19 protein-coding genes are annotated in these 23,356 nt (G+C 62.3%); 16 read left to right on the top strand and 3 right to left on the bottom strand.

Annotated features, from left to right (window positions below; genetic code table 11):
* The first annotated feature begins 18 nt into the window (after positions 1–18).
* The 11 genes from QZ653_RS09370 to QZ653_RS09320 all read left to right on the top strand — a co-directional run bounded on the left by QZ653_RS09370 (position 19) and on the right by QZ653_RS09320 (position 10,537).
* A complete protein-coding gene (locus QZ653_RS09370) occupies positions 19–852 on the top strand; it encodes an urease accessory protein UreD (RefSeq protein WP_296419793.1) in 834 nt (277 codons plus the stop codon).
* A 1-nt stretch (position 853) separates the two neighbouring features.
* Positions 854–1,156 (top strand): urease subunit gamma, encoded by a 303-nt coding sequence (locus QZ653_RS09365; RefSeq protein WP_296419792.1) that lies wholly within the window; start codon positions 854–856, stop codon positions 1,154–1,156.
* A 43-nt stretch (positions 1,157–1,199) separates the two neighbouring features.
* A complete protein-coding gene (locus QZ653_RS09360; protein WP_296419791.1) occupies positions 1,200–1,505 on the top strand; it encodes an urease subunit beta in 306 nt (101 codons plus the stop codon).
* Position 1,506: 1 nt separating this feature from the next.
* A complete protein-coding gene (gene ureC, locus QZ653_RS09355) occupies positions 1,507–3,216 on the top strand; it encodes an urease subunit alpha (protein ID WP_296419790.1) in 1,710 nt (569 codons plus the stop codon).
* Positions 3,216–3,692 (top strand): urease accessory protein UreE, encoded by a 477-nt coding sequence (locus QZ653_RS09350; protein WP_412766006.1) that lies wholly within the window; start codon positions 3,216–3,218, stop codon positions 3,690–3,692. The genes ureC and QZ653_RS09350 overlap by 1 nt, the downstream gene beginning before the upstream one ends.
* Entirely contained in the window at positions 3,646–4,317 is a 672-nt protein-coding gene (locus QZ653_RS09345) for an urease accessory protein UreF (protein WP_296419789.1), read from the top strand. Before QZ653_RS09350 ends, QZ653_RS09345 begins: the two co-directional genes overlap by 47 nt.
* On the top strand, positions 4,314–4,928 hold the full coding sequence (gene ureG / locus QZ653_RS09340) for an urease accessory protein UreG (RefSeq protein ID WP_296419788.1): 615 nt from the start codon (positions 4,314–4,316) through the stop codon (positions 4,926–4,928). Before QZ653_RS09345 ends, ureG begins: the two co-directional genes overlap by 4 nt.
* Before the next feature lie 184 nt (positions 4,929–5,112).
* Positions 5,113–6,756, top strand: coding sequence for a peptide ABC transporter substrate-binding protein (locus QZ653_RS09335; RefSeq protein ID WP_296419787.1), 1,644 nt, complete (start codon positions 5,113–5,115; stop codon positions 6,754–6,756).
* A 74-nt stretch (positions 6,757–6,830) separates the two neighbouring features.
* Positions 6,831–7,772, top strand: coding sequence for an oligopeptide ABC transporter permease OppB (gene oppB / locus QZ653_RS09330; RefSeq protein ID WP_296419786.1), 942 nt, complete (start codon positions 6,831–6,833; stop codon positions 7,770–7,772).
* Between the two features lie 10 nt (positions 7,773–7,782).
* Positions 7,783–8,703, top strand: a complete 921-nt coding sequence (locus QZ653_RS09325; protein WP_296419785.1) for an ABC transporter permease subunit — start codon at positions 7,783–7,785, stop codon at positions 8,701–8,703.
* Between the two features lies 1 nt (position 8,704).
* Complete coding sequence (locus QZ653_RS09320; RefSeq protein ID WP_296419784.1) at positions 8,705–10,537, top strand: ABC transporter ATP-binding protein; 1,833 nt, start codon at positions 8,705–8,707, stop codon at positions 10,535–10,537.
* 93 nt (positions 10,538–10,630) lie between these two features.
* Here the strand turns inward: QZ653_RS09320 and QZ653_RS09315 are convergent, their stop codons facing one another.
* Both QZ653_RS09315 and QZ653_RS09310 read right to left on the bottom strand, forming a co-directional pair.
* Positions 10,631–14,905 carry a translocation/assembly module TamB domain-containing protein gene (locus tag QZ653_RS09315; protein ID WP_296419783.1) on the bottom strand — a complete coding sequence of 1,425 codons (4,275 nt, stop codon included), beginning with the start codon at positions 14,903–14,905 and terminating at the stop codon, positions 10,631–10,633.
* Positions 14,905–16,680 carry an autotransporter assembly complex protein TamA gene (locus QZ653_RS09310; protein ID WP_296419782.1) on the bottom strand — a complete coding sequence of 592 codons (1,776 nt, stop codon included), beginning with the start codon at positions 16,678–16,680 and terminating at the stop codon, positions 14,905–14,907. The genes QZ653_RS09315 and QZ653_RS09310 overlap by 1 nt, the downstream gene beginning before the upstream one ends.
* Before the next feature lie 137 nt (positions 16,681–16,817).
* On the opposite strand from QZ653_RS09310, the gene QZ653_RS09305 reads away from it, so the two are divergent.
* From QZ653_RS09305 to QZ653_RS09295, 3 genes are all read left to right on the top strand, one after another.
* The gene (locus QZ653_RS09305; protein WP_296419781.1) at positions 16,818–17,801 is read left to right on the top strand and encodes a membrane dipeptidase; all 984 of its coding nucleotides are present in this window, start codon (positions 16,818–16,820) and stop codon (positions 17,799–17,801) included.
* A gap of 138 nt (positions 17,802–17,939) precedes the next feature.
* The gene (locus QZ653_RS09300; protein ID WP_296419780.1) at positions 17,940–19,586 is read left to right on the top strand and encodes a hypothetical protein; all 1,647 of its coding nucleotides are present in this window, start codon (positions 17,940–17,942) and stop codon (positions 19,584–19,586) included.
* Between the two features lie 5 nt (positions 19,587–19,591).
* On the top strand, positions 19,592–20,068 hold the full coding sequence (locus QZ653_RS09295) for a DUF3726 domain-containing protein (RefSeq protein ID WP_296419779.1): 477 nt from the start codon (positions 19,592–19,594) through the stop codon (positions 20,066–20,068).
* Here QZ653_RS09295 and truA read toward each other — a convergent pair.
* Positions 20,065–20,835, bottom strand: a complete 771-nt coding sequence (truA, locus tag QZ653_RS09290; protein ID WP_296419778.1) for a tRNA pseudouridine(38-40) synthase TruA — start codon at positions 20,833–20,835, stop codon at positions 20,065–20,067. The two genes, QZ653_RS09295 and truA, sit on opposite strands and share 4 nt — an antisense overlap.
* Before the next feature lie 97 nt (positions 20,836–20,932).
* Between truA and QZ653_RS09285 the strand changes: the two genes are divergently transcribed.
* Complete coding sequence (locus QZ653_RS09285; protein WP_296419777.1) at positions 20,933–22,348, top strand: YcjX family protein; 1,416 nt, start codon at positions 20,933–20,935, stop codon at positions 22,346–22,348.
* A complete protein-coding gene (locus QZ653_RS09280; protein ID WP_296419776.1) occupies positions 22,345–23,349 on the top strand; it encodes a YcjF family protein in 1,005 nt (334 codons plus the stop codon). The genes QZ653_RS09285 and QZ653_RS09280 overlap by 4 nt, the downstream gene beginning before the upstream one ends.
* Positions 23,350–23,356: the final 7 nt, after the last annotated feature.

The following is a 23,356-nucleotide window of genomic DNA, read 5'->3' as shown; positions in this document are numbered from 1 at the left end:
TGATGAGACCATTGCCCTATGTTGCATTCCCCCGATCTTGGCCCGACAGCCGCGGTGCACGACCCGCCGCGTGCGCGCGGCGTGGTTCGGGCGTCTGCCAAATTGCGCGGCGGGGTCTCTGTGATCGACGGGTTGCATCAGGCCGGATCGTTCAAGGCGGTCTTTCCCCGACATGAAGGGCGCGCCCTTCAGGCTGTCACGGTCAACACCGCAGGCGGCGTGACCAGTGGGGACCGGTTTGACGGAGAATTCAGCGCGGGGGACGGGACGGACCTGACCGTAACCACCCAGGCTGCGGAACGGGCCTACCGCGCGGGGTCGGCACAGCCGGGGCAGGTGACGACCCGCCTTTCGGTGGCCGCTGAGGCGCGCCTGTCCTGGCTTCCGCAAGAAACAATCCTGTTTGACGGCGCGGCGTTTTCGCGGCGCATGACCGTCGATGTGGCCCCCTCCGGTCGGCTTTTGTTTGTCGAGCCGGTGGTGTTCGGACGCCATTCGGCGGGGGAGGTTCTGCAACAGGCACTTTTTGACGATCGGGTCACCTTGTATCAGGACGGCATTCCGCTGTTCTGCGATGCGGTCCGTTTATCCGGCGATGTGTCCAGCCAGATGGAGCGCCGTGCGGGCGGGGCTGTGGCGCTGGCGTCGGTTCTTTATCTTGCGCCCGATGCGCAGGCCGTGCTGGGCGATATTCGCGCCTTGCTTCCGTCCACGGCGGGCGCCAGCCTGATGTCGCGCGATCTGCTGCATGTGCGGGTGCTGGCCGCTGACAGCTTTTTGTTGCGTAAAACCCTGATCCCCGTGCTGGAACGGCTCAGCACGGACCCACTGCCCCGCGTCTGGAGGATTTGAAATGCAGTTGACCCCCCGAGAGAAAGATAAATTGCTGATCTCAATGGCGGCAGAGGTGGCCCGCAAACGGCTGGCCCGTGGTGTGAAATTGAACCACCCCGAGGCGATTGCCCTGATCACCGACGCGGTTGTCGAAGGGGCCCGCGATGGCCGGTCCGTGGCCGATATGATGGAGGCCGGTGCACATGTCATCACCCGTGACCAATGCATGGAAGGTGTGCCGGAGATGATCCATGACGTGCAAGTCGAAGCGACCTTTCCAGATGGCACCAAGCTGGTGACCGTCCACAATCCGATCCGGTGATGGATTTGAGTATTTTTGGCAAAACGAAACAGGAGGGTGCGCAATGATCCCCGGAGAAGTGATGCCCGCAGCGGGCGATTTGGTGCTCAACGACGGGCGCGAGGCGTTAACCTTAATGGTGGCCAATACGGGCGACAGACCGGTTCAGGTCGGATCGCATTACCACTTTGCCGAGGCCAATGGCGCGCTGGACTTTGACCGCGATGCCGCGCGCGGGATGCGTCTGGATATTGCCGCCGGAACCGCCGTGCGGTTTGAACCCGGCCAGCGGCGCGAGGTGCAGCTGATCGCCATTGGCGGCGCGCGGCGTATTTTCGGGTTCAATCAGGCCGTGATGGGGGATTTGTAGGATGGCGACACGGATTTCACGGCACGATTACGCAGCGATGTTTGGCCCGACGACGGGCGACAAGGTGCGTCTGGCGGATACGGATTTGATTATTGAGGTCGAACGTGACCTCACGACCTACGGGGAAGAGGTCAAGTTTGGCGGCGGAAAGGTTATTCGCGACGGTATGGGGCAGGCACAGACCACCCGCGCCGAGGGGGCCGTTGATACGGTCATCACCAATGCGCTGATCGTGGACCACACAGGCATCTACAAAGCCGACGTGGGGCTGCGCGACGGGCTGATTCACAAGATCGGCAAGGCGGGCAATCCCGACACGCAGGACGGTGTCGACATCATCGTCGGCCCCGGCACGGAGGCCATCGCCGGTGAGGGCCGCATCCTGACTGCGGGCGGCATGGACAGCCATATCCATTTCATTTGCCCGCAACAGATGGAGGACAGCCTCCATTCCGGCGTGACCACCTGTTTCGGCGGCGGCACAGGGCCCGCGCACGGAACGCTTGCCACCACCTGCACGCCGGGGCCTTGGCATATTGGCCGCATGTTGCAAAGCTTTGACGGCATCCCCATGAACATCGGCCTGTCGGGTAAGGGCAATGCCTCCCAGCCGGCGGCGCTTGTGGAAATGGTCAATGCCGGTGCGTGCAGCCTGAAACTGCATGAGGATTGGGGCACCACGCCCGGTGCCATTGATTGCTGTTTGTCCGTGGCGGACGACATGGATGTGCAGGTGATGATCCACACCGACACGCTGAACGAAAGCGGCTTTGTGGAAAACACGGTGGCTGCCATCAAGGGCCGCACGATCCATGCCTTCCACACCGAAGGGGCGGGGGGCGGCCACGCGCCGGATATCATCAAGATTTGCGGCGATGCCAATGTGCTGCCCAGTTCCACCAACCCCACGCGGCCCTTCACGGTCAACACGTTGGAGGAACATCTGGATATGCTGATGGTGTGTCACCACCTCGATAAATCTATTCCCGAGGATGTGGCCTTTGCCGAAAGCCGTATCCGCCGTGAGACGATTGCCGCCGAAGATATCCTGCACGACATGGGGGCGTTTTCCATTATCGCGTCCGACAGTCAGGCCATGGGCCGTGTGGGTGAGGTGTTGATCCGCACGTGGCAGACCGCCGACAAGATGAAGAAACAACGCGGGCGGCTGGCGGAGGAGACCGGCGACAACGACAACATGCGGGTGCGCCGCTACATCGCCAAATACACGATCAATCCGGCGATTGCCCATGGTATTTCCAAGCACATCGGGTCGATCGAGGAAGGCAAGCGCGCCGATCTGGTCCTTTGGGATACGGCGATGTTTGGGGTGAAGCCTGAACTGGTTTTGATGGCGGGCACGATTGTGGTGGCGCAGATGGGTGATCCCAATGCGTCGATCCCCACACCGCAGCCGGTTTACACGCGTTCCATGTTCGGCGCGATGGGCGGGGCTTTGCCGCAGACCTCTGTCAGCTTCATTTCGGGGGCTGCGCAGGATGCCGGTCTGCGCGACAGGCTTGGGCTGTCCAAGCAGACCATCGCGGTGGAAAACACACGCAACATCGGCAAAAAGGATCTGATCCTGAACGATGCGTTGCCGGTGGTTGAGGTGAACCCTGAAACCTATGAGGTCCGTGCGGACGGGGAGCTGTTGACCTGCCAACCGGCTGAGGTCCTGCCCATGGCACAGCGGTATTTCCTGTTCTGATGGCGGATATGACGGCACAAGATCACGCGCATCAAGGCGCGTGGGCGGACCCCGTGGATGTCTGCGTGATGACCTATGATGAAAGGTTTTTGCGGCGCAAAGTGGTGCAAACCGTGGGTGGTTTGTCGGTGCTGGTGGATTTTGCCCATACCACGTCGTTGGATCACGGGGACGCCTTGCGGACCACAGACGGGACGTTCGTTGAAATCCAAGCCGCCGATGAGGCGTTGATGAAGGTCACCGGTGATCTGGTGCGGCTGGCTTGGCACATCGGCAACCGGCACACGCCCTGCCAGATCGAAGCGGATCATCTGTTGATCCAGACCAACAAAGTCATGCGCGATATGTTGGGCAAGCTGGGCGCGCAGGTGGAGGATGTGACCATGCCATTCACGCCGGAGGGCGGGGCCTACGGGCACGGGCGCACCCATGGCCATGATCACGGGGCCAGCCATGGGGGCGATCATGGCCATTGATCCGGTTCTGACCCTCGCCCAGTGGTTTTCACCGGCCTATCCGGTGGGGGCTTTTGCCTATTCGCACGGGCTGGAACAGGCGATTGCGGACGGCGATGTGACCGATGCGGCTTCGTTGCAGACGTGGATCGAGGATGTCTTGCACCACGGGGCAGGGCTTAATGATGCGCTGTTTTTGGCCGCAGCCTATCATGGGCCAGACGCCGCGCCGATTGACGCCCATTTGCGCGCATTTGCGTCGTCCAAGGAACGCCTGATGGAGGCTGATTTGCTGGGCCGCGCCTTTGCGGACATCACCGCATCTTTGACAGGACATGACCTGAGCAATCTGGCCTATCCCGTGGCCGTGGGGCGGGCGGCGGCACTGGTGGGTCTGCCCCTTCCTGTGACGACGGCGATGTTCTTACAGGCGTTTGTAACCTCGCTGGTATCGGTTGGGCAGCGGTTGATCCCCATTGGCCAGACCGACGGGCAGACCATCATCGCGGCACTGGCGGCCGATTGCCAACAGATCGCCCGTGACACTGAAGGCGGTGATCTGTCGGACCTGTCCGCAACCGCTTTTCTCAGCGATATCGCCGCGATGCGCCATGAAACCCTGACGTCGAGAGTATTTCGCACATGACAAAACCAAACGGCCCCCTTCGGATCGGCATTGGCGGCCCCGTCGGTGCGGGCAAGACCACACTGACGGCGCAGCTGGCGCGGCATTGGGCGGATGCCTTTTCCGTCGGCGTGATCACCAACGACATCTACACCCAAGAAGACGCGGAAGAACTGGTGCGCCAGCAGGTGCTGCCCTCTGATCGTATCATCGGGGTGGAAACGGGGGGCTGTCCGCACACTGCGATCCGCGAAGATGCGTCGATCAATCTGGCCGCCGTGGCCGAGATGCGTGCGCGCCATCCGGACCTTGATGTCATCCTGATCGAAAGCGGCGGGGACAACCTATCGGCGACCTTTTCGCCGGAACTCGCGGATATTACCCTTTATGTGATTGACGTGGCAGCGGGCGAGGAAATCCCCCGCAAAGGCGGGCCTGCCATTACCAAATCGGACATTTTGATCATCAACAAAACCGACCTTGCGCCCCATGTGGGGGCCGATCTGGGCGTGATGGAACGCGATGCCAAACGGATGCGCGGGGAATTGCCGTTTGTGTTCAGTGTCCTACGACATAGCAAAGGCGTTGATGAAATTGCGTCACTTGCCCAGAAATTAGGCGGTTTGGACTGATCAATCTGGTCAACCTTTGCGCTTTTGCAAACAATTTGGCTATTTACCGTTTGGTAAATTTGATGCGCCCCTTGCATCCTTATGCGACTCCCTCAAGGATTGAACGCAATCTTGTGAGCATCACAGGAACGCAAACGGACACCGCAGCCTGGATGGCGGGATGTCCACAACAGGGAGCATATCAATGACACTGCATTCAAAACTTCTGGCATCGACCGCCGCCTTGATGATCGCCGGCGCTGGCGCCGCTTGGGCGGACGGCCATGCCACACACCCCGAAACAGGTGAGCCGCTGGCGTCTGAACAAAGTTTCTCCTATTCCATCATCGACGATTTTCCCTCCATCGACCCGCAGCTGGTTGAAGACGTCGAAGGGTCCTCCGTGGCGCGCGACCTGTTCGAAGGTCTGATGGTCGAAAACGCCGCCGGTGAAGCCGTGCCGGGTGTCGCTGAATCCTTCGAGGTGTCCGACGACGGGATGACCTATACATTCACGCTGCGTGAAAATGCCGTCTGGTCCAATGGTGATCCGGTTGTGGCTGGTGATTTTGTCTACGGTCTGCAGCGTGCGGCTGATCCTGAAACCGCATCCCCGTATTCCTGGTATGTCGAAGTGATGGGCGTGCTGAACGCTGCGGCTGTTGTGGCCGGTGAAATGCCTGTTGAGGAACTGGGCATCTCTGCCCCCGATGACCGCACGGTGGTCTATCAGATCGACGCACCGCGTCCCTATTTCCCGCAGATGACGACCTTCCCGACCACGTTCCCCGCAAACCGCGCCGCGGTTGAGGCCGGTGGTGAGGATTACACGTCGCCCGAAAACTTTGTCTCAAACGGCGCCTACGTGCTGTCCGAATACGTGCCCGGTGAAAAGCTGACCCGCGTGCGCAACGAGATGTATTGGGACAATGAAAACACCATCATCGACGAAGTCACCGCCCTGATCATCAACGACAGCAATCAGGCCCTGACCCGCTATCTGGCCGGTGAACTTGATCTGGTGATGGATGTGCCCGCAGGCCAGTTCCCGCGTCTGAGCGAGGAATACCCCGATGAGGCGCTGAGCTTCCCGTCCTCGTGTTCCTACTACTACCTGATCAACCACACCGACAGCGGCAACCCGGCACTGCAAAACGCCGACGTGCGCGAGGCGCTGTCGCTGGCGATTGACCGTGGGGTTATCGTGGACAACATTCTGGCCGGTGGTCAGAAAGAGGCCTACACCTTTACGCACTGGGCTGTGGCCGGTTGGGAAACCCCCGACATCGACATCGCCAACATGACCCAAGAGGAGCGGAACGCCAAAGCGCAAGAACTGATCGCTGGTGCTGGATATGGCACCGATGGTGAACCGCTGACGGTTGAAATTCTCTACAACACATCCGACAGCCACCGGTCCATCGCTGTTGCGATTGGTCAGATGTGGAAACAGACCTTGGGTGTCGAAACCGAACTGGCCAATCAGGAATGGGCGACCTACCTCGATACCCGGTCCGAGCAGAACTATCAGGTCGCGCGTGCGGGCTGGTGTGCGGATTACAACGAGCCAAGCACCTACCTTGACCTCTTCAACTCTGCCTCGTCCTACAACGACGGCAAGTTCGTCAACGAAGAGATCGACGCCCTTCTGACTGAGGCAAAAACCGCCGAAGACGCAATGCCGATCTATCAGCAGATCGAACAGATCGCCTCGGAAGAGACCGCGATCCTGCCGATCTATCACTACGCCTCCGTGCGCATGAAGGACGAGAACCTGGCCAACTGGCCCACGGAAAACTTCCTTCAGAACTGGTACTCCAAAGACCTCTACATCACCGCTGGTGAATAAGGTCTAGACCGCATGAAACCGCGTCGCGCCCGTCATCGGGTGCGGCGCGGATGTCGTTTTTGGGGGACTGATCCATGTTTGCCTATATCGTCCGACGTCTGGCCATTGCCGTGCCGACGTTGTTGATCCTTGTCGTATTTTCGTTCGTGTTGATGTTTGCGGCCCCCGGCGGCCCCTTCGACAGTGAACGCCCGCTGCCGCCCGAAGTCATGGCCAACGTGCTGGAACGCTACGGGCTGGATCAGCCCTATTGGAAACAGATGTTCGACTACGTCAAAAACGTGGTCCTTTATTTCGATTTCGGCCCCTCATTCCAGTACCGCGACCGCACGGTGAATGACGTCATCGCGCAAGGCTTTCCTGTGACGTTGACCTATGGCGCGTGGTCCGCGCTGGTGGCTGTGGTTGTCGGTGTCAGCCTTGGCGTGGCGGCGGCATTGCGCCAGAACACGTGGCTGGATTATCTGGCCGTCGGCATAACCATCGGCGCACAGGCCCTGCCCAATTTCGTCATGGCACCACTGCTGGTGCTGTTTTTTACCCTGATGCCTGCGCTTTATTTTGGCGGGCCGTGGTTGCCCGGCGGCGGCTGGAACGGCGGGCAATGGGATCACGTGATCATGCCCGTCATCGCGCTGAGTACGTCTTACATGGCGTCTATTGCACGGATCACGCGGTCGTCGATGTTGGAGACGTTGAATTCCAATTTTATCCGCACCGCCCGCGCCAAAGGCCTGCCCATGCGGCGCGTTGTGTGGCGGCACGCGATGAAGCCGGCGATGTTGCCCGTGATCTCATACGTGGGCGTGGCCGTCGTCGGAATGATCACCGGGTCCGTCGTTGTGGACGTGGCCTTTTCAACCGGTGGCATCGGGCAGTTCTTCGTGAACTCCGCCTTCAACCGCGACTATGCCGTCATCATGGGCATCACCGTATTGGTCGGCGCGCTGACCATCCTGTTCAACCTTGTGGTCGATATCCTCTACGCGTGGCTTGACCCGAAAATCCGGTATTGAGGGGCATAACATGTTCGGAGCCAGACAAGTCGATGTTCTTGCGGAACTGCCTGACGCCCCCGTCAAAGGCCGGTCGCTGTGGCAGGACGCCCGTGCGCGGTTCTTGCGCAACAAGGCCGCCGTGCTGGGATTGATCACCTTGATCCTGATGACGGTCTTCGCCGTCTTCGGCGGGTTGATCGCGCAATATGAACCTGATTTCGTGGACTTTTCGTTGATGGGGGCCAACGCCTATCGCGGTGTGCCGTCCATTGAAACCGGCCACTACTTTGGCGTCGATCAGGACGGGCGCGACCTGTATGCCCGCGTGGTGCAGGGCACCGGAATTTCGCTGCTGGTCGGCGTGGTCGGGTCCTTTGTGGCCGTGTTTATCGGCACGCTTTACGGCGCTGTGTCGGGCTATGTCGGGGGGCGGGTGGACAACATCATGATGCGGACAGTCGATATCCTGCTGTCCATCCCGTTCATGTTTGTTCTGATCCTGATGCTGGTGATCTTCGGCCAATCGCTGCTGATGCTGTTCATCGGCATCGGCCTGATTTCATGGCTCAACATGGCGCGGATCGCGCGGGGCCAGACCCTGACCATCAAGAACAAGGAATTCGTCGAGGCCGCCGTGGCCTCCGGCGTGCCGACCTTCACCATCATCCTGCGCCACATCGTGCCCAATCTGGCGGGCATCGTCATCGTCTATGCGACCCTGCTGATCCCCGAGATTATCCTGTTCGAAAGTTTCGTCAGCTATCTTGGCCTCGGCGTGCAGGAACCCAACACGTCCCTTGGCGCATTGATCAACTTGGGCGCGCGGCAGATGAACAACGGCACATTGTGGATGCTGCTGTTCCCGCTGGCGTTCTTCCTCATCACCCTTTTCGCGTTCTTCTTTGTGGGCGACGGCCTGCGCGACGCACTCGATCCGAAGGATCGTTGATATGACCAAACCCATTTTGTCGGTCAAAGACCTGACTGTAAAATTCGAAACCCCCGACGGCACGGTCGACGCCGTCAAAGGCGTAACCTTTGACGTGGCTCCGGGCGAGTGTCTGGGCATTGTCGGCGAATCCGGGTCCGGCAAAAGCCAATCGGCCCTGTCGGCCATGCAGCTTCTGGCGCGCAATGGCCGTGCAGAGGGGATGATCGAATTTGACGGCCAGGACATGCTGTCGATGCCCACGCGCCAGCTTGAAAAAATCCGCGGTGCCAAGATGTCGATGATCTTTCAGGACCCGCTGACGGCCCTGACACCGCAAATGAAAATCGGCCAGCAGATGCGCGAAATCCTGCAAATCCACAAAGGCCTGACCGGCCGCGCGGCGGACGAAAAATGCATCGCTTGGCTCGAAAAGGTCCGCATCCCCGAGGCCGCGCGCCGGATGCGCCAGTACCCGCATGAACTCTCCGGCGGGATGCGTCAGCGCGTGATGATCGCCATGGCGATGCTTTGCGAACCAGAGCTTTTGTTGGCCGATGAACCTACGACGGCGCTTGATGTGACGGTGCAGGCGCAAGTCCTCGAACTGATGGACGATCTGCGGCGTGAGACCAACACCGGCATCGCGCTGATCACCCACGACATGGGCGTCGTTGCCCGCATGTGCCAGCGCATCATCGTCATGCGCAAAGGTGAGATTGTCGAGGCCGGACCGGTCGACCAGATTTTCTATGACCCCCAGCACGACTATACCAAGATGCTGCTGTCCTCCGTTCCGCGCATTGACCAGTTGGACCGCGGCGGTCGCCCGTCGATTGAACCCATCGCCCCTCAGGACCCGATCCTCAAGGTCGACGACATGAAGGTCCATTTTCCGATCCGCATGTCAGGCGGATTGTTCGGGCGCACAAAGATGCTTCGGGCTGTGGACGGCGTGTCGTTTGACCTGCGCCCCGGCGAAACACTGGGTGTTGTGGGGGAAAGTGGCTGCGGCAAATCCACCCTTGCACGCGGGGTGCTGAACCTGATCCCGCCCACAGACGGGACGGTCGCATGGCTGGGCCAGGACATCTCCGGTTGGGAACGTGGCCAGATGCGGAGCCTGCGCAAGGACCTGCAAATCGTGTTTCAGGACCCGCTGGCGTCCCTCAACCCGCGCATGACCATCGGCGCGTCGATTGCCGAACCGCTGCAACTTCACCGTCCCGACATGAACCGGAGCGACCGCACCGCCCGGGTGCGTGAAATGCTGGCGCAGGTCGACCTCGACCCTGACATGATCAACCGATACCCGCACGAACTCTCAGGTGGCCAAAACCAACGTGTGGGCATCGCCCGCGCCATCATCACCGAACCCAAACTGGTGATTTGCGATGAGGCGGTGTCGGCGCTTGATGTGTCCGTCCAGGCGCAGGTCATCGACCTGTTGATCGAACTGCAAAAGAAGATGGACCTGACGATGATGTTCATCTCTCACGACCTCAGCGTGGTCCGGGAGGTCAGCCACCGCATCATGGTCCTCTATCTGGGGCGCGTGGTCGAATATGCAGGCCGCGACCAGATTTATGAAAATGCGACGCATCCCTATACAAAAGCCTTGATTTCGGCGGTCCCGACCCCCGATCCGAAGATTGAACGGGCGAAAGACCGGCTCATCCTCGAAGGGGATTTGCCCAGCCCCCTCGACAGCCGTGCCCAGTTGCGGTTCATGCCGTCCAGACTGGTGGATGACCCCGACGCGGATCAATACCGCCCGCGCATGGTTGAAATCGCGCCGGGTCATTTTGTGGCCGAACACGATCCCGCCCTTGGATCACCCGGCTTGACGGCTTAGCACGGCTTTAATTCTCTGGTTCTCAAATACCTGAAAAACGGGCGCGCGCGCAGCGCGCGCCCGGATCGGATGGGCGCAGCCCATTCGAATTTATCAGTAGTCGCGTTCGAAAAAGATCCCGACAGATGTTTCCCCGTCCGACGTCACCGTTCCACGTGCGGTGAAATTGCGGTCGATGTCGATGTTGAGGTTGATCTCGGACGTGCCGCCCGCGCCCACGGTCACATCCGTGTACACGTTCTCGGACAGGTACTTACCGGCCCGCACGGCTGCATTGCCCTCTTCGTCGGTGATGATGTCCAGATCGTCCAGATCCAGATCCTGCCGGAAGGAATTGATGACACCCCCGTTGCCCGATCCCGCCAGCGTTGCCACGGCAGAGGCCAGCTGCACGGCCTGCAGCGGAGAGATTGACGACAGATCACGACCGAACAGCAGCTGCGCCAGCACCTCGTCCTGCGGCAGATCGGGTGTGCTTTCAAACCGCACATCAATGGTGTCCGGCTCGCCTTCCACCACGATGCTGACGATCGTACCGGTTTGTGTTTCGGTCCGCGCGACCAGCCGGAGGAAGGGTGAAAAATCCCCCTGCAGCTGCGCGAAACCTTCGTCAAGTTCGAACCGCTGACCCAGAATGCTAAGCCGTCCGCGTACCAGATCGAATCGTCCAACCGGGATGACGGCGTTGGTCGTCCCGGTCAGCCGCAACTGACCCCCCAGTTCCGCATCAAGGCCCCGTCCGCGCACAAATATCTGGCTTGGGGCGCGGATCAGCAGATCAAGGGGGTAGGCAGGGCCCGCGGCTGCGGCGCGTCCGCCGCTGTCGGCCTGCACCCCGACACCCGCCCTCTGCAAGGTCGTCCGCACATCGGTGCGGGGCCCAAGATGCGTGACCTGTGGCAGGCTGCCCAAAGCACTTGCCCCCGTGGTGGGCACCTGTATCTCGGCGGCCCCCAGATCAATCCGTCCGGCAATGCGCGCTCCGCCGGCCAAGGGGCCATCCACGGTGATCGCGCCGTCCGCTGTGGTGCGGTACAGATTGGGATCACGCAACACGATACCGGACAGTCCGACCCGCAGGGCGGCCTGAAACGGGGATGCCAGATCGACAGGGCCGGTGACGGTCACATCCCCGCCCGCGCTGCTTTGGCCGGCAAGGTCAATGCGCAGGGTTCCGCCCGCCAGTGTCAGCGCACCGTTAAGATTTTCAATCGCCTGTCCAAGGGTCGGGGCCGCCAGTCGCGCATCGACAATACGCACCGGGCCGCGCACGGACGATAGGGCAGGCGGTCCGTTGACGGACAGGTCAAAGTTCGCCCGCCCGTTGATCTGGCGCGGGGCGATATAGAGGTTGGCAAGCGCCAAGGGCGCCGAACCGGAGACATCAAGGTCCAACTGACCGGAGTTGGAGACCCGGCCCGATGCCCGCGCCGACGTGCCCGCCGGCCCGTCCGCTGTGCCCGACACTGTCCATCCGCCAGCATCCTGACGGGCAGTGATATCTGCAACCAAGGGTCCGGAAAAGTCGGACGCCAGAAGGGCCACATCGCGCAATCGCACGGACAGGTCTGCCTGCGTGTCGGCACCGGAGGACGCAAGATCGCCGCGAACTGTCAGATTGGGAAACACAGCATCCAGGGCGTCGAGGCGCAGACGTCCGGCTTCGCTCAGGCTGACGTCGGCGTTGACGCGGCCCAGCCCGGCAAGGATGCGGTCCACAACCGGAGTGCCCACCCCGATGTCGCGTGTCCGGCTGTCAACATCGGCCTGCAACGCGCCTGTGACGGTATTGTATCGGCCGTCAACGTCCACGGACACCCCACCTGAAAGGGACTGTCCGGCCAGCGCGCCATAGGGCCGAAGGTCGTTCACGGACAGATCGGCGTCCCCGTTCACGTCATACCCGCCGTCGATCTGGCGGGCCACTGCATTGACCGTCGCCTGCGCTTGAGGCGCATCGGCATCGGCGCTCAGCGTGATAGTTCCCTCCTCGTCGGTGGAGACATCGGCCTCGATCACGGCGGGGCCGGACAGTTGCGGGGCAATCAGGCCCAGATCGGTCAACCGGGCCACGAAGGTGGCTGTCGCCTGTCCTGCGGTGGTCACGGTCCCGTTTCCAGTGGCCTGCACCGCATCGCCGTCCAGATCAACCTGCCGGAGGGTGATGGCATCTTCGTCACCTTCCACCACGGCTGTCAGACGGGCCGTCCCCGCAAGCAGGGGATCGACCTGAGGCATGCCAAGGGTCACATCATCGGTTCGCGCGTCGACATCGGCCAGAAAGGCACCGGTTGCGGTGTTGTAGCGTCCGTCCAGATCGACCGACGCCCCCCCCGAAAGAGGGCGTCCGGCCAGATCATCATAGGTTCCCAATTCCGCAAGAGACACGCTTGCGGTGGACGTCACATCATAGCCGCCGTCAACCGGACGCGCCTGTGCATTGATGCGGGCATCCGCATCCGGCGCCTGCGCTGTGGTCGTCAGCGAAATGACCCCGGCTGCATCGGTGGCCACATCCGCATCCAGCGTCACAGCGCCCGACAGGTCCGGCACGATCAGGCCGATGTCGCTGATTTGTGCATCAAAGGTCGCGGTCGCGCCGTTGGATGATACCGCTGCACGGCCCGTGGCCTTCAGGGCGTCGCCCGACAGATCAATGCCCCGCAGGGTGATCCCCGTCGTGTCACGCTGTGCCTGCACCGACAGTTGCGTCAGCCCTGTCAGAAGGGGGTCCACCTGATCCAGCCCCAAGGCCAGATTGCGGGTCTGTGCGCGCAAATCAAAGTCGAAAATACCATCAAAGGGTTGCGCCGTGCCTTCAAGGTCAATCGTTCCCTCGCCGCGCAGATCAAGACCGGACAGGGCCGCAAAACGGCTGAAATCCTGCGCCGAAATGGTCAGGTCGGCGCGTGTGGCAAACCGGTTGTCCGGCCCGTCGATGATCGCGGTGCCCGCAGCCTCGATCCCGGCACCAACCAGGGTCAGTGCATTGACCACGAAAGGTTCGTTTTCGATGCGACCCAGATCAATGGTACCTTCGATGTCACGGCCAATCGCCTGTTCCAGTGCCGGATCATCCAGCGCCAGTCCCCGTGCCGCATAGGTCAGATCGGCGCTGAACCGGCCTTGTGCCGCACCTGCGCCGGGTTCGATGATGCCCCCACCGGACAGCGCCAGCGTATCAATCGCGAGGCCTTCACGCCGCAGGGAGGTGATGTCAAAGGATCCCGTCCAAGCGTTGCCCTCGTTCACGTCGTACTGGACATTCAGGGACATGCCGCTGACTTCGGTTGAGGGGCCGGAAACGGGCAGAAGCACGCGGGTGCCATCCGCCGTACCCAGCCGGCCGCGCAGGTCGATCCGTTCAGGCCAGTTCTGGGCATCCAACTGGGCCGAGCCTTGCAGGTTCAGCTGGTCGGACGCGATGGTCAGATCGGACAGGCGCAGCCCGCCGGTCCCGAAAGCCGTGCCTTCGACGGTCAGGCGCGTCTCGACCCCGAAGAACCGGTCGTACTGGTCAGCGAGCAGAGGCTGCAAATCGCCGCTCAGGTCCAGTTTGAAGACCTGATCCACCGTGCCGGACGGGCGCGAAAGCTGCGCCGTGCCGGTCACACGGTCGATCCCGTCGGTCGCCAACGCGATGTTGCCCACAAAATCGTCCAGCGGTGCATCGCCGGTGATGGTCAGCGCGACCGATGGCCGGTCGGGCAAGTTGAGAAGTCGTGCAGCGATCCCGTTTTCGCCCTCCTCAGCCCGCAACAGCAACGCAAGTTCGCGTGTGTCCGAGGCAAAGCGCGCCTCGATGTCGAAAAAGCCTGTCTTGGCGTCGATCCGTTCCAGCAAAATGTCCGCATCGCCCACACCGTCCTTGAGGGTGAGGGACCCTTCGAAGCGGGCGCGCACAGGTTCGCCCAACAGCGCCTCGGTCAGGATGATCTCACTGGCCAGAACCTCGCGGATGTCGACCGACACCGGCAGTTCGGGCAGCGCAAAGGGGGTGGCCTCGGCGGTCGGGGCCTCATCACCGGGCTGTGCCGTCGGCAGGCGGATCAGGTCGATCACCTCGGCGCTGAGTGTTTCAATCTCGACCCGTCCGGCCAACAGCGCAGAGCGGTTCCAGTCAAATACCAGATCCTCCATCCGCAGCCACACGCCATCAGGGTCGGCAATGGTGATCGCCTGAGCGGTGGCCTGCGAACTCAGCGCGCCCTCGAACCCGATCAGACGCACCGTCAGTTCATCGTTGTTGATCGCGTCTTCGATCAGTCCGGTGATAAAGGACCGGTCGTCTTCATTGGTTTGTGCACTGGCATTCGGCGGGGCAAGAGCAGCCCAGATCACAGCCGCCCAAAGGAAAATATACCGCATCAAAACGCCTGCCCAATCCCGATGTAAACTTCGATCCGTTCACCGGCGTCGTCGCCTGTGGTCGGGGTGGCAACATCAAGGCGGATCGGCCCGATCCCGGTGTTGTAGCGCAGCCCGATTCCGGCACCGGCGTGCCATTCGCCGTTGTCAAAAGGAACCTCATCGGTGCCGATAAAGCCCGTGTCGTAAAACCCGACAAGGCCGATTGTGTCGGTGACGCCGACGCGCGCCTCCATCTGGGCGCCGAAGAAGGATGTGCCGCCGACTTCGTTGCCGCCCCCCAGATCAACCGCAAGGGACTGATAGGGTTGCCCCCGCACCGTGCCGCCCCCGCCCGAGAAGAACAGATAACTCGCCGGGACGGAGTCGGCCTCAGCCCCGATGATGGATCCGATCTGTGTGCGGAAGGCCAGTGTGACGCGGTCATCCTCGCCAAAGCTGCGGTAGATGCGTCCGTCCCCCACGATCCGCGCCCCGCTGTCGGTGCCGTCCAGACCGACGAAGGGCGCAATGGACAGGTTGGCGTAATATCCAGATGTGGGATTGAACGGATCGCTGCGACGATCCACCGTCCCCTCAAGAGGGAGGGACACCAGCGCGTAGGACCGGTCCCCCAGATCGTCCGAAACCTCACCCGCCGCAAGACCGAGCCCGAATTGAAGTTCCACATCTGTGCCGATCCGGCGGATGATCCCGGCCTCGGCGGTGATGTCGCGCTGGAAAAACGAAGGCTCGTCCAGTTGGGCAATGCTCGCATTCGCGTAAAGGTCCGTGTCGGACCGGAACGTCGCCGGTCGCAGGAACGTCGCGCCAAGGCTGTAGTCAATTCCGCCGGTGCCCCCCGACAGCCCTGTGACTTCGCCATCCACGCGGAACCGTTCCGCGCCGCCCAGCAGATTGCGATGCATCCAGAAGCCCGACAGGGTCAGGCCGGAAACGGTTGAAAATTCGATACCCGCGCCGACGCGGCGGGGTTGCTGTTCGACCACTGAAATGGTGATCGGCAAGGTCCCGTTCACGGCCCTGTCCCCCTCGATCACAGTGGCGGAGGCAAAGGCCCCCGTGCGCCGCAGGTTTGCCTCCGCCTCGGCGATCTCGGCGGGGCTGAACAGGTTTGGCCTTATGCCCGCGATGGCCAGAATGCGGTCGGTTTTGACGTTTTCGTTGCCGTCGACCTGCACGTCGCCAAAGGTCAGGCGGGGACCGGGATCAACGCTGACAGTGACGTCCAGTTCGGTCTGGGGATGTCGCGCGACAATGTCCTGACCTGTGACATCGGCCAGGGGGCGTCCTGCATCGCGCCAGCCGTCCACCGCCGCACGGGCGGCATCGGAGATGACCTGCGCTTCGGCGGTTTGGCCGCGCGAGAAAGCCTCGGGCAGAAGCGTTCCGGGGGCCAGCGGGGCAACATCTGCGCGCCCGAAGGTAAAGCGCGGGCCTGCCGTCACCCGCAAATCCACCTGCGACACGGACCCGCGTCGCACCAGAGGATCAAGGCGCGCGGCTTCGATCCCGTCCACGAGAATGGAAATCGTGCCACCGTAATACCCTTCGGCATAAAGCCCCGTCAGAAGGCGGCGGTAATCGGCACGGGCGGCGGCCACGTAATCTTGCGGGGCCTGCGCGCCGTCGTCCTCAAGCGCGAGGGTCAGTGACGCTGTCTGCAACCGCGTCTCAAGCGCATCATCGCCGCCGGTGACGTTCAAAGTGACGTTTTGGGACAAGGCCGGAAGCGGTAAAAAAGCCAGTGCCAGAACAGTTAGTAATTTCCGCATGTTCGATGGCACCTCTATCCCCATGTCCATCGTGATAACGAACAACCGCCGGAGGCGAAACGCCTGAAGTGACGCAGGCGTTCCTTCGCCGATCACTTTTTCTGGCGTTTGGCCAATTTGAAAGGCAGGGTGCCGCCATGACCTATCTGATCGACAACCTGCAATATGCCAACTGGTCCGAGAAAATCTTTCGCCAGATGCGGACCGGCGGGGTGGATGCCGTGCATGTCACCATCGCGTACCATGAAAGCTTTCGCGAGATGGTACTGCAGCTTGAGGCCTGGAACCGCCGGTTTGAGGCGTTCCCCGATCTGATCATGCGGGCCACCACGGCGGCCGACATTGACGCGGCCAAAGCCAGCGGGCGCACCGCGATTTTCTTCGGTTTCCAGAACCCCAGCCCCATCGAGGACGACATCGGGTTGATCGAGATCGTGCACCAGCTGGGCGTGCGGTTCATGCAACTGACCTACAACAACCAGTCCCTGCTGGCGACGGGGTGCTATGAAGACGACGACACCGGCCTCACGCGGTTCGGCAAACAGGCCGTGGCTGAGATGAACCGCGTGGGTCTGGTCATCGACATGAGCCATTCGGGGGACAGATCGACGTTGGAGGCCATCGACGCCTCCGCCCGGCCCATCGCCATCACCCACGCCAACCCGTCATGGTGGCACCCTGCGCGACGCAATTTCGGGGATGATGTGTTGCGCGCCCTGGTGGCGCGGGGCGGGATGTTGGGGTTTTCGGTCTATCCGCATCATCTGAAAGACGGGTCCGCCTGCACGCTTGACGGATTCTGCGCGATGGTGGCCGAGGCGGCGGGCCGCTACGGGGCGCAACATCTGGGGATCGGGACGGACCTGTGTCAGGACCAGCCCGACAGCATCGTCGAATGGATGCGGGTGGGGCGGTGGTCGAAGGCCATGGATTACGGCGAAGGGTCCGCCGACGCGCCGGGGTTCCCGCCCATGCCGGACTGGTTTCAGGACAACCGTGATTTCGGCAATCTGCGCGACGGGTTGCGCGCCACGGGCTTGTCCGAGGCAGAGGTTGACGGGATCATGGGGGACAACTGGTACCGGTTTTACGCCGAAAACTTCGGCCCGGTTGATACGTGACCAAAATGGGCGCCTGCGGCGCGCATGATGTTTTGAGGGGCGTCCAGCCGGTGAAGGTTGGGGGTGGAGGGATGGTTCGGATTATAGGTATTTTTGAACCAGAGAAGCGAAAGGTCGGATCAAGACAGGAGGCCGGTCATGTTGGATGAACGTCGAGAGGGGCCACAGGTGCCCCTGCGCGCACCTGAGGTCGTGATGCGGCTGCGGCGCATGGGGGCGTCGTTTCCCACGCGGTTGTCGTTTTTGCGGACCTTGTTGCGTCGTTTGTCGGCCGAGAAGGCGCAGGTTACGCGGCCGGTTTGGGAGGTGGACGCGGAAGGTTTCGGGCATGCGGTCTATTCGGTGGATTTGGGCGGGCATACCTATTCGCTCGTTGCAGTATCGACCGACTTGCCGCCCGAGATGCGCACAGACCGGGTGATCGCGACAGCATGGGACACGGCTTATGTGCTTTATGACGGGGTGCCATCCGAGGCTGAGGTCGCGCGGATCGTGAGGGACGCGCCCAGGCAGGAGGCGTCGCGCTATACCAAGCGCGATTTGGTGTTAAGCCGCGCCAATAAATCCGTGCGCTTGTTTGCTCACGTGGTTGCGGCCCTGCGCGAAGGCCGTCAGCCGGATGCCGATCTGGTGCGCCAGACGGGCTATCTGATGCGCACCACGGCGGTTTACGGCAATGGCAAGTTCGGCATTGCGGACCGCGCGGAATTTGCGCACCGTCCCGGCCTTGGCGGGCCCTTCATGGCGGAGATGCTGACCGTCTGGCTGATCCGTGGGTTCACCCATGATCTGGTGGACCACATCGGTGGCACGCCGCTGGACGCCCGTTTGAAACGTCATCTTGGCATCGGCAATTCCACGGGGCTGGGCATGGCACCCTTTCTTGTGTCCCACCCGATGTTGCTGAACGCGTGGATCACCGCGCGGGAGACCGCCCTCGCGCGGGTGCGTGCGATTGAGGCGTTGAGCGCAAAGCAGATCGAGGCGATTTACCGGCTGACCATGCGCGCGGCCCAGCATTTGGCCGAATGGGAAGTCCCCGATGCGATCGGGCAGGCGCGGATCGAGAGGATGCGTCAGGACTGGCCGCAGGTGGCCGCGCTGATGACGCCGGAGGTGATGACGGGGGCACGTCCGCTGGACCGGTTGGTCCGCACCGTCGAAGAATTTTCCGTGGATACGCAGGAATTGCTGTCTGCGCTGCTGATTGAACCCTTCGGAGAGTGTGTTGACGACCTGACCGACGCCATGGCGACAGAACGGCGCCCGCATCTTGATCCTGCGATGACAGGGCGGGCCTTGCGGGCTTTGGTGGATCAGCACTGGGCCTGGGCGATTTGCGATTATGAGGACCCCGACGCGTGTCATCAGTTCTGGTATGTGTCGCAGGCCAAAGCAGAGCCGCGATTGGGAACGCGTCACGCCGAGCCGGGGGCGGAGCGGGAAAGCCCCCTAGATGTCGCGCGGCAGGTGTGCCGGATGGCGGCAGATATCAAAGTGGATGAAACGGTCGCAGACTTTCTGGTCCGTCACCCCGAACACCGTGCGGCTGTGCGGCGCGTGCAATCGGTGGTCACGGCCCCCTATGGAGAAATAAGAGACAATCTGATCGGGCGGGACTGTCTGCCGATTGACATGTTGCGCTGCAAACTGGCGTTTTTCGGCGCGGCCAAGTTTGATCCGAAATCCGACCGGTGGACGCGGATCACCCTGTGTCAGGGCGCACCTCTGGCTGACGAACTTGACGCGGCGGACGATTGGTGGCTGCCCACCTTTGCAGGATGAGCGTGATGGAAATGTCAGCGAACGAGATCGAAATGCTGGTGCTGAAAGCCGCACGCGGAGGCGGGTGTCCGCTGGGACTGGCCGAGGATCTGGCTGTGGCAATCGGTTTTGTCGATCTTGAGGAACTGTCACGCTGTCCGTGCGACAGTGGCGCCGTTGAGGCGATCCCTTCGGCGCTGGACCGTTTGGTCACGGACGGAACGGCCCAGAAGTTAAGGGCCGATCCGGCGCTTGTTGCAGGATATGTGGCAGCCTTCAGCCGGCAAATCGGCACGGTTGCGGTCGAAGACGCACACGACGGGACGGTGACGATGGCGCGTGCGGCTTTGCCGCCGGCCACCGATCCGCGCCCCTTGGGGCGCCGCGTTCTGCGGCCCGACCTTCTGGCGCATCTTCAGGACATGGCTGCAAGAACGCTTGTGCCGGAAACCGAAGCCTCGCGTGTGGCGGGGGCTGGTGCGGGGCTTACGGACAATGACTAGTCGAACGGATCATCCGGATAGGTGACACCGGCCAGATACAGGCCATGGGGCGGGCAAACCGGGCCGCAGGCCGCGCGGTTGCGCGCCTGCAGTGCTGCGGTCACATCATCGGGCGACCACGCGCCTGCGCCGACCCGTTCCAGGGTGCCCACAAAGCTGCGTACCTGATTGTGCAAAAACGACCGCGCGCGAACGTGGAAATTGATCTCTTGTGCGCCGTCGCGGCGCGGCACCGTTTCAACGCGCAATTCATCCAGCGTCCGAAGCGGGCTGTCGGCCTGACAGATCGAGGACCGGAAGGTCGTGAAATCATGCCGTCCCAGCAGCCTGTCCGCGCCGGCCTGCAGCGCGCCTGTGTCCAGATCATGACCGATCTGCCAGACCTTTCCGGCCTCAAGGACCAGCGGCGCGCGGCGGCTGACCAGACGGAACAGATAGCGCCTCTCGGTTGCGGAAAACCGGGCGTGCCAGTCGTCGGCGACCCGCGCGCATGCGATGATCGACACGGGCAGCGGCTTGAGGTGGTAATTCAGGGCCTCGGACAGACGGAACGGGTCCCAGTCCTTGGCCAGATCGCAATGGGCCACCTGACCCAAGGCGTGCACACCCGCATCCGTGCGCCCTGCGGCCGCAATGGTATGGTCGCGGGGGTCGAGTTTGACCAAAGCCGCCTCAATCGCGCCTTGCACGGACGTCAGCGCCCGTTGGCGTTGCCAGCCCACAAACGGCGCACCATCGTATTCGATTTTCAGGGCAAAACGGGGCATGGGCGCGGCTTAGGGGGAAGGGGGGGCAAAATCAATCCCTACCCTTTGGCACCATGCGCCCCTATCTTTGCACCAGACGTAACGAAAGGGCCGCGCCTTGGTCATCACGACATTAGCAGACGGGATCAGCCGGCGTGTGGGCGCGGTGGCCGATACGATCACGGCCCCCTTTACCGATCAGGTGATCCGTCTGGGCGTCACCGGCCTCAGCCGTGCGGGCAAGACGGTGTTCATCACGTCGCTTGTCGCCAATCTGCTGAACCGCGGGCGGATGCCGCAATTCAGGGCCGCGGCGTCGGGACAAATACAGACCGCTTATCTGCAACCCCAGCCCGATGATACCATCGCGCGGTTCGACTATGAAAACCATCTGGCCGCGCTCACGGCGACGCGGCCCCACTGGCCCCAAGGCACGCGGCGTGTGTCCGAATTGCGCCTGTCGCTCAAGATCCAGCCCTCGGGGCTGATGGGCACCTTTCAGGGACCGCGCACCGTGCATCTGGATATCGTGGATTATCCGGGGGAATGGCTGCTGGATCTGTCGCTGATGGACAAGGATTTCGCGACCTGGTCGGGTGAGGTCCTGTCGCGCATTGCAGGGCGCCCCGGCGGGGCGGCCTATTTGGGCGCCCTTGAAGGGGTGGACCCTGCGGCTGCACTGGACGAGCCGCATGCGCAAGCTCTGGCTGCGACCTTTACCGACCATCTGACGTCTGCGCGCGAGGCAGGCTTTTCCGATTGCACACCGGGGCGGTTCCTGTTGCCCGGTGATCTGGAAGGATCGCCCGTGCTGACCTTTGCGCCGCTTGGACCCATCGACAAACCGGGCCGAAAGTCCCTGTGGCGGGAATTCGAACGCCGGTATGAAAGCTACAAACGCAATGTGGTGCGCCCGTTCTTTCGCGACCATTTCGCAAAGCTTGACCGTCAGATCGTGTTGGTCGACGTGCTGGGCGCGATCCATGGCGGCCCCCAAGCGGTCGAGGACATGCGCCGTGCCATGGGCGATATTCTACAGGCCTTCCGTCCCGGTCGGAATGCCTTCCTGACGCGGTTGTTTCAGGGGCGCAGGATCGACAAAATCCTGTTTGCCGCGACCAAGGCCGATCATTTGCATCATGAACAGCACCCGCAGCTGACCGCAATTACCCAGGCGCTGTTGCGCGACGCCAAGGACCGCGCCGACTTTTCCGGCGCGCAGACGCAGGCGATGTCAATCGCGGCGCTGCGCACCACGGTTGAAGAACGCCGCGCCCATGGTGGCGCGGAAATTGGCGTGGTGCGCGGACAACTTCTGGGCGCGGACAGACAGGCCGCATTTTACCCCGGCGCGCTGCCTGTGGACCCCGCGCATCTTCTTGGGCCGGCCCGTGCCGGTGCCGACGACTGGTTGGGTGCCGATTATGAAATCATGTCATTCGCCCCCGCCCCATTGACCCTCAAACCGGGTGAAGGGCCGCCGCACATCCGCCTTGATAAGGCCGCGCAATTCCTGCTGGGGGATCTGTTATGACCGACGCGCCCAAAGGACCGGTCCTGTTTGATCTGGAGGACACCGCAGCCCCCGGTCCCGACACGGCCCCCCCCGTGCCGGACCTTGACGCCGCCGCAGCCCCCGCGGCGATGCAACAGGCCGCTGCACTGGCGGCGGGGCGTCCCAACCGGCTGGCGCGGTGGTTCTGGGGGCTTCTTGCGTCAATCACCGTCTTCTTTGCGGGGATCGCCGCTTGGGAATTTGTCACGGGTCTGATCGCACGCTCACCTGTGCTGGGCTGGATCGCCACAGGTCTCGTGGCGCTGTTCTGCCTTGTCTTGTTGTTGATCACTGTCCGCGAACTTGCCGCTTTCGGTCGGTTGCGCCGTGTGGACCGTATCCAGTCCGGGGCGGCCATTGCACTGGCGGACCGTAACCTTGCCGCCGCGCGGACCACGGTCGCACAGATCGACGCGCTTTATCGCAGCCGCGACGACACCCGCTGGGGACGCGAGGCTTTTGCCGAACGGCAGGCCGATGTCTTTGACGCCGACGGGCTGCTGGGGCTGGCCGAAACCACGATCCTTGCCCCGCTTGATGCCCGCGCCCGCGCAGAGGTCGAAGGCGCTGCCCGACAGGTCGCCATGGTCACGGCTGTGGTGCCACTGGCCCTTGCGGATGTCTTCACGGCGCTGACCGCGAATATGCGCATGATCCGTCGCGTGGCGGAAATCTATGGCGGGCGGTCCGGCACGCTGGGGTCATGGCGGTTGACCCGTCAGGTGCTGTCGCATCTTGTGGCAACCGGCGCTGTGGCCGTGGGCGATGACCTGATCAGTTCGGTGGCCGGTGGCGGGGTTCTGTCGAAAGTATCGCGCCGGTTCGGGGAAGGCATCATCAACGGCGCGCTGACCGCCCGCGTGGGCGTCGCCGCCATGGAGGTCTGCCGCCCGCTGCCCTTTGTGGCCGAACGCAAACCGCGCATTACGTCATTGGTGCAACGCAGCCTGACGGGATTGTTCGGCGCGAAGGAAGGATAGCCTATGG

This window comes from Pseudooctadecabacter sp., from assembly GCF_020627745.1.
Lineage (GTDB): Bacteria > Pseudomonadota > Alphaproteobacteria > Rhodobacterales > Rhodobacteraceae > Octadecabacter.
Note: the sequence above shows the minus strand (reverse complement) of the source record. Positions and strands in the feature narration are given on the sequence as shown.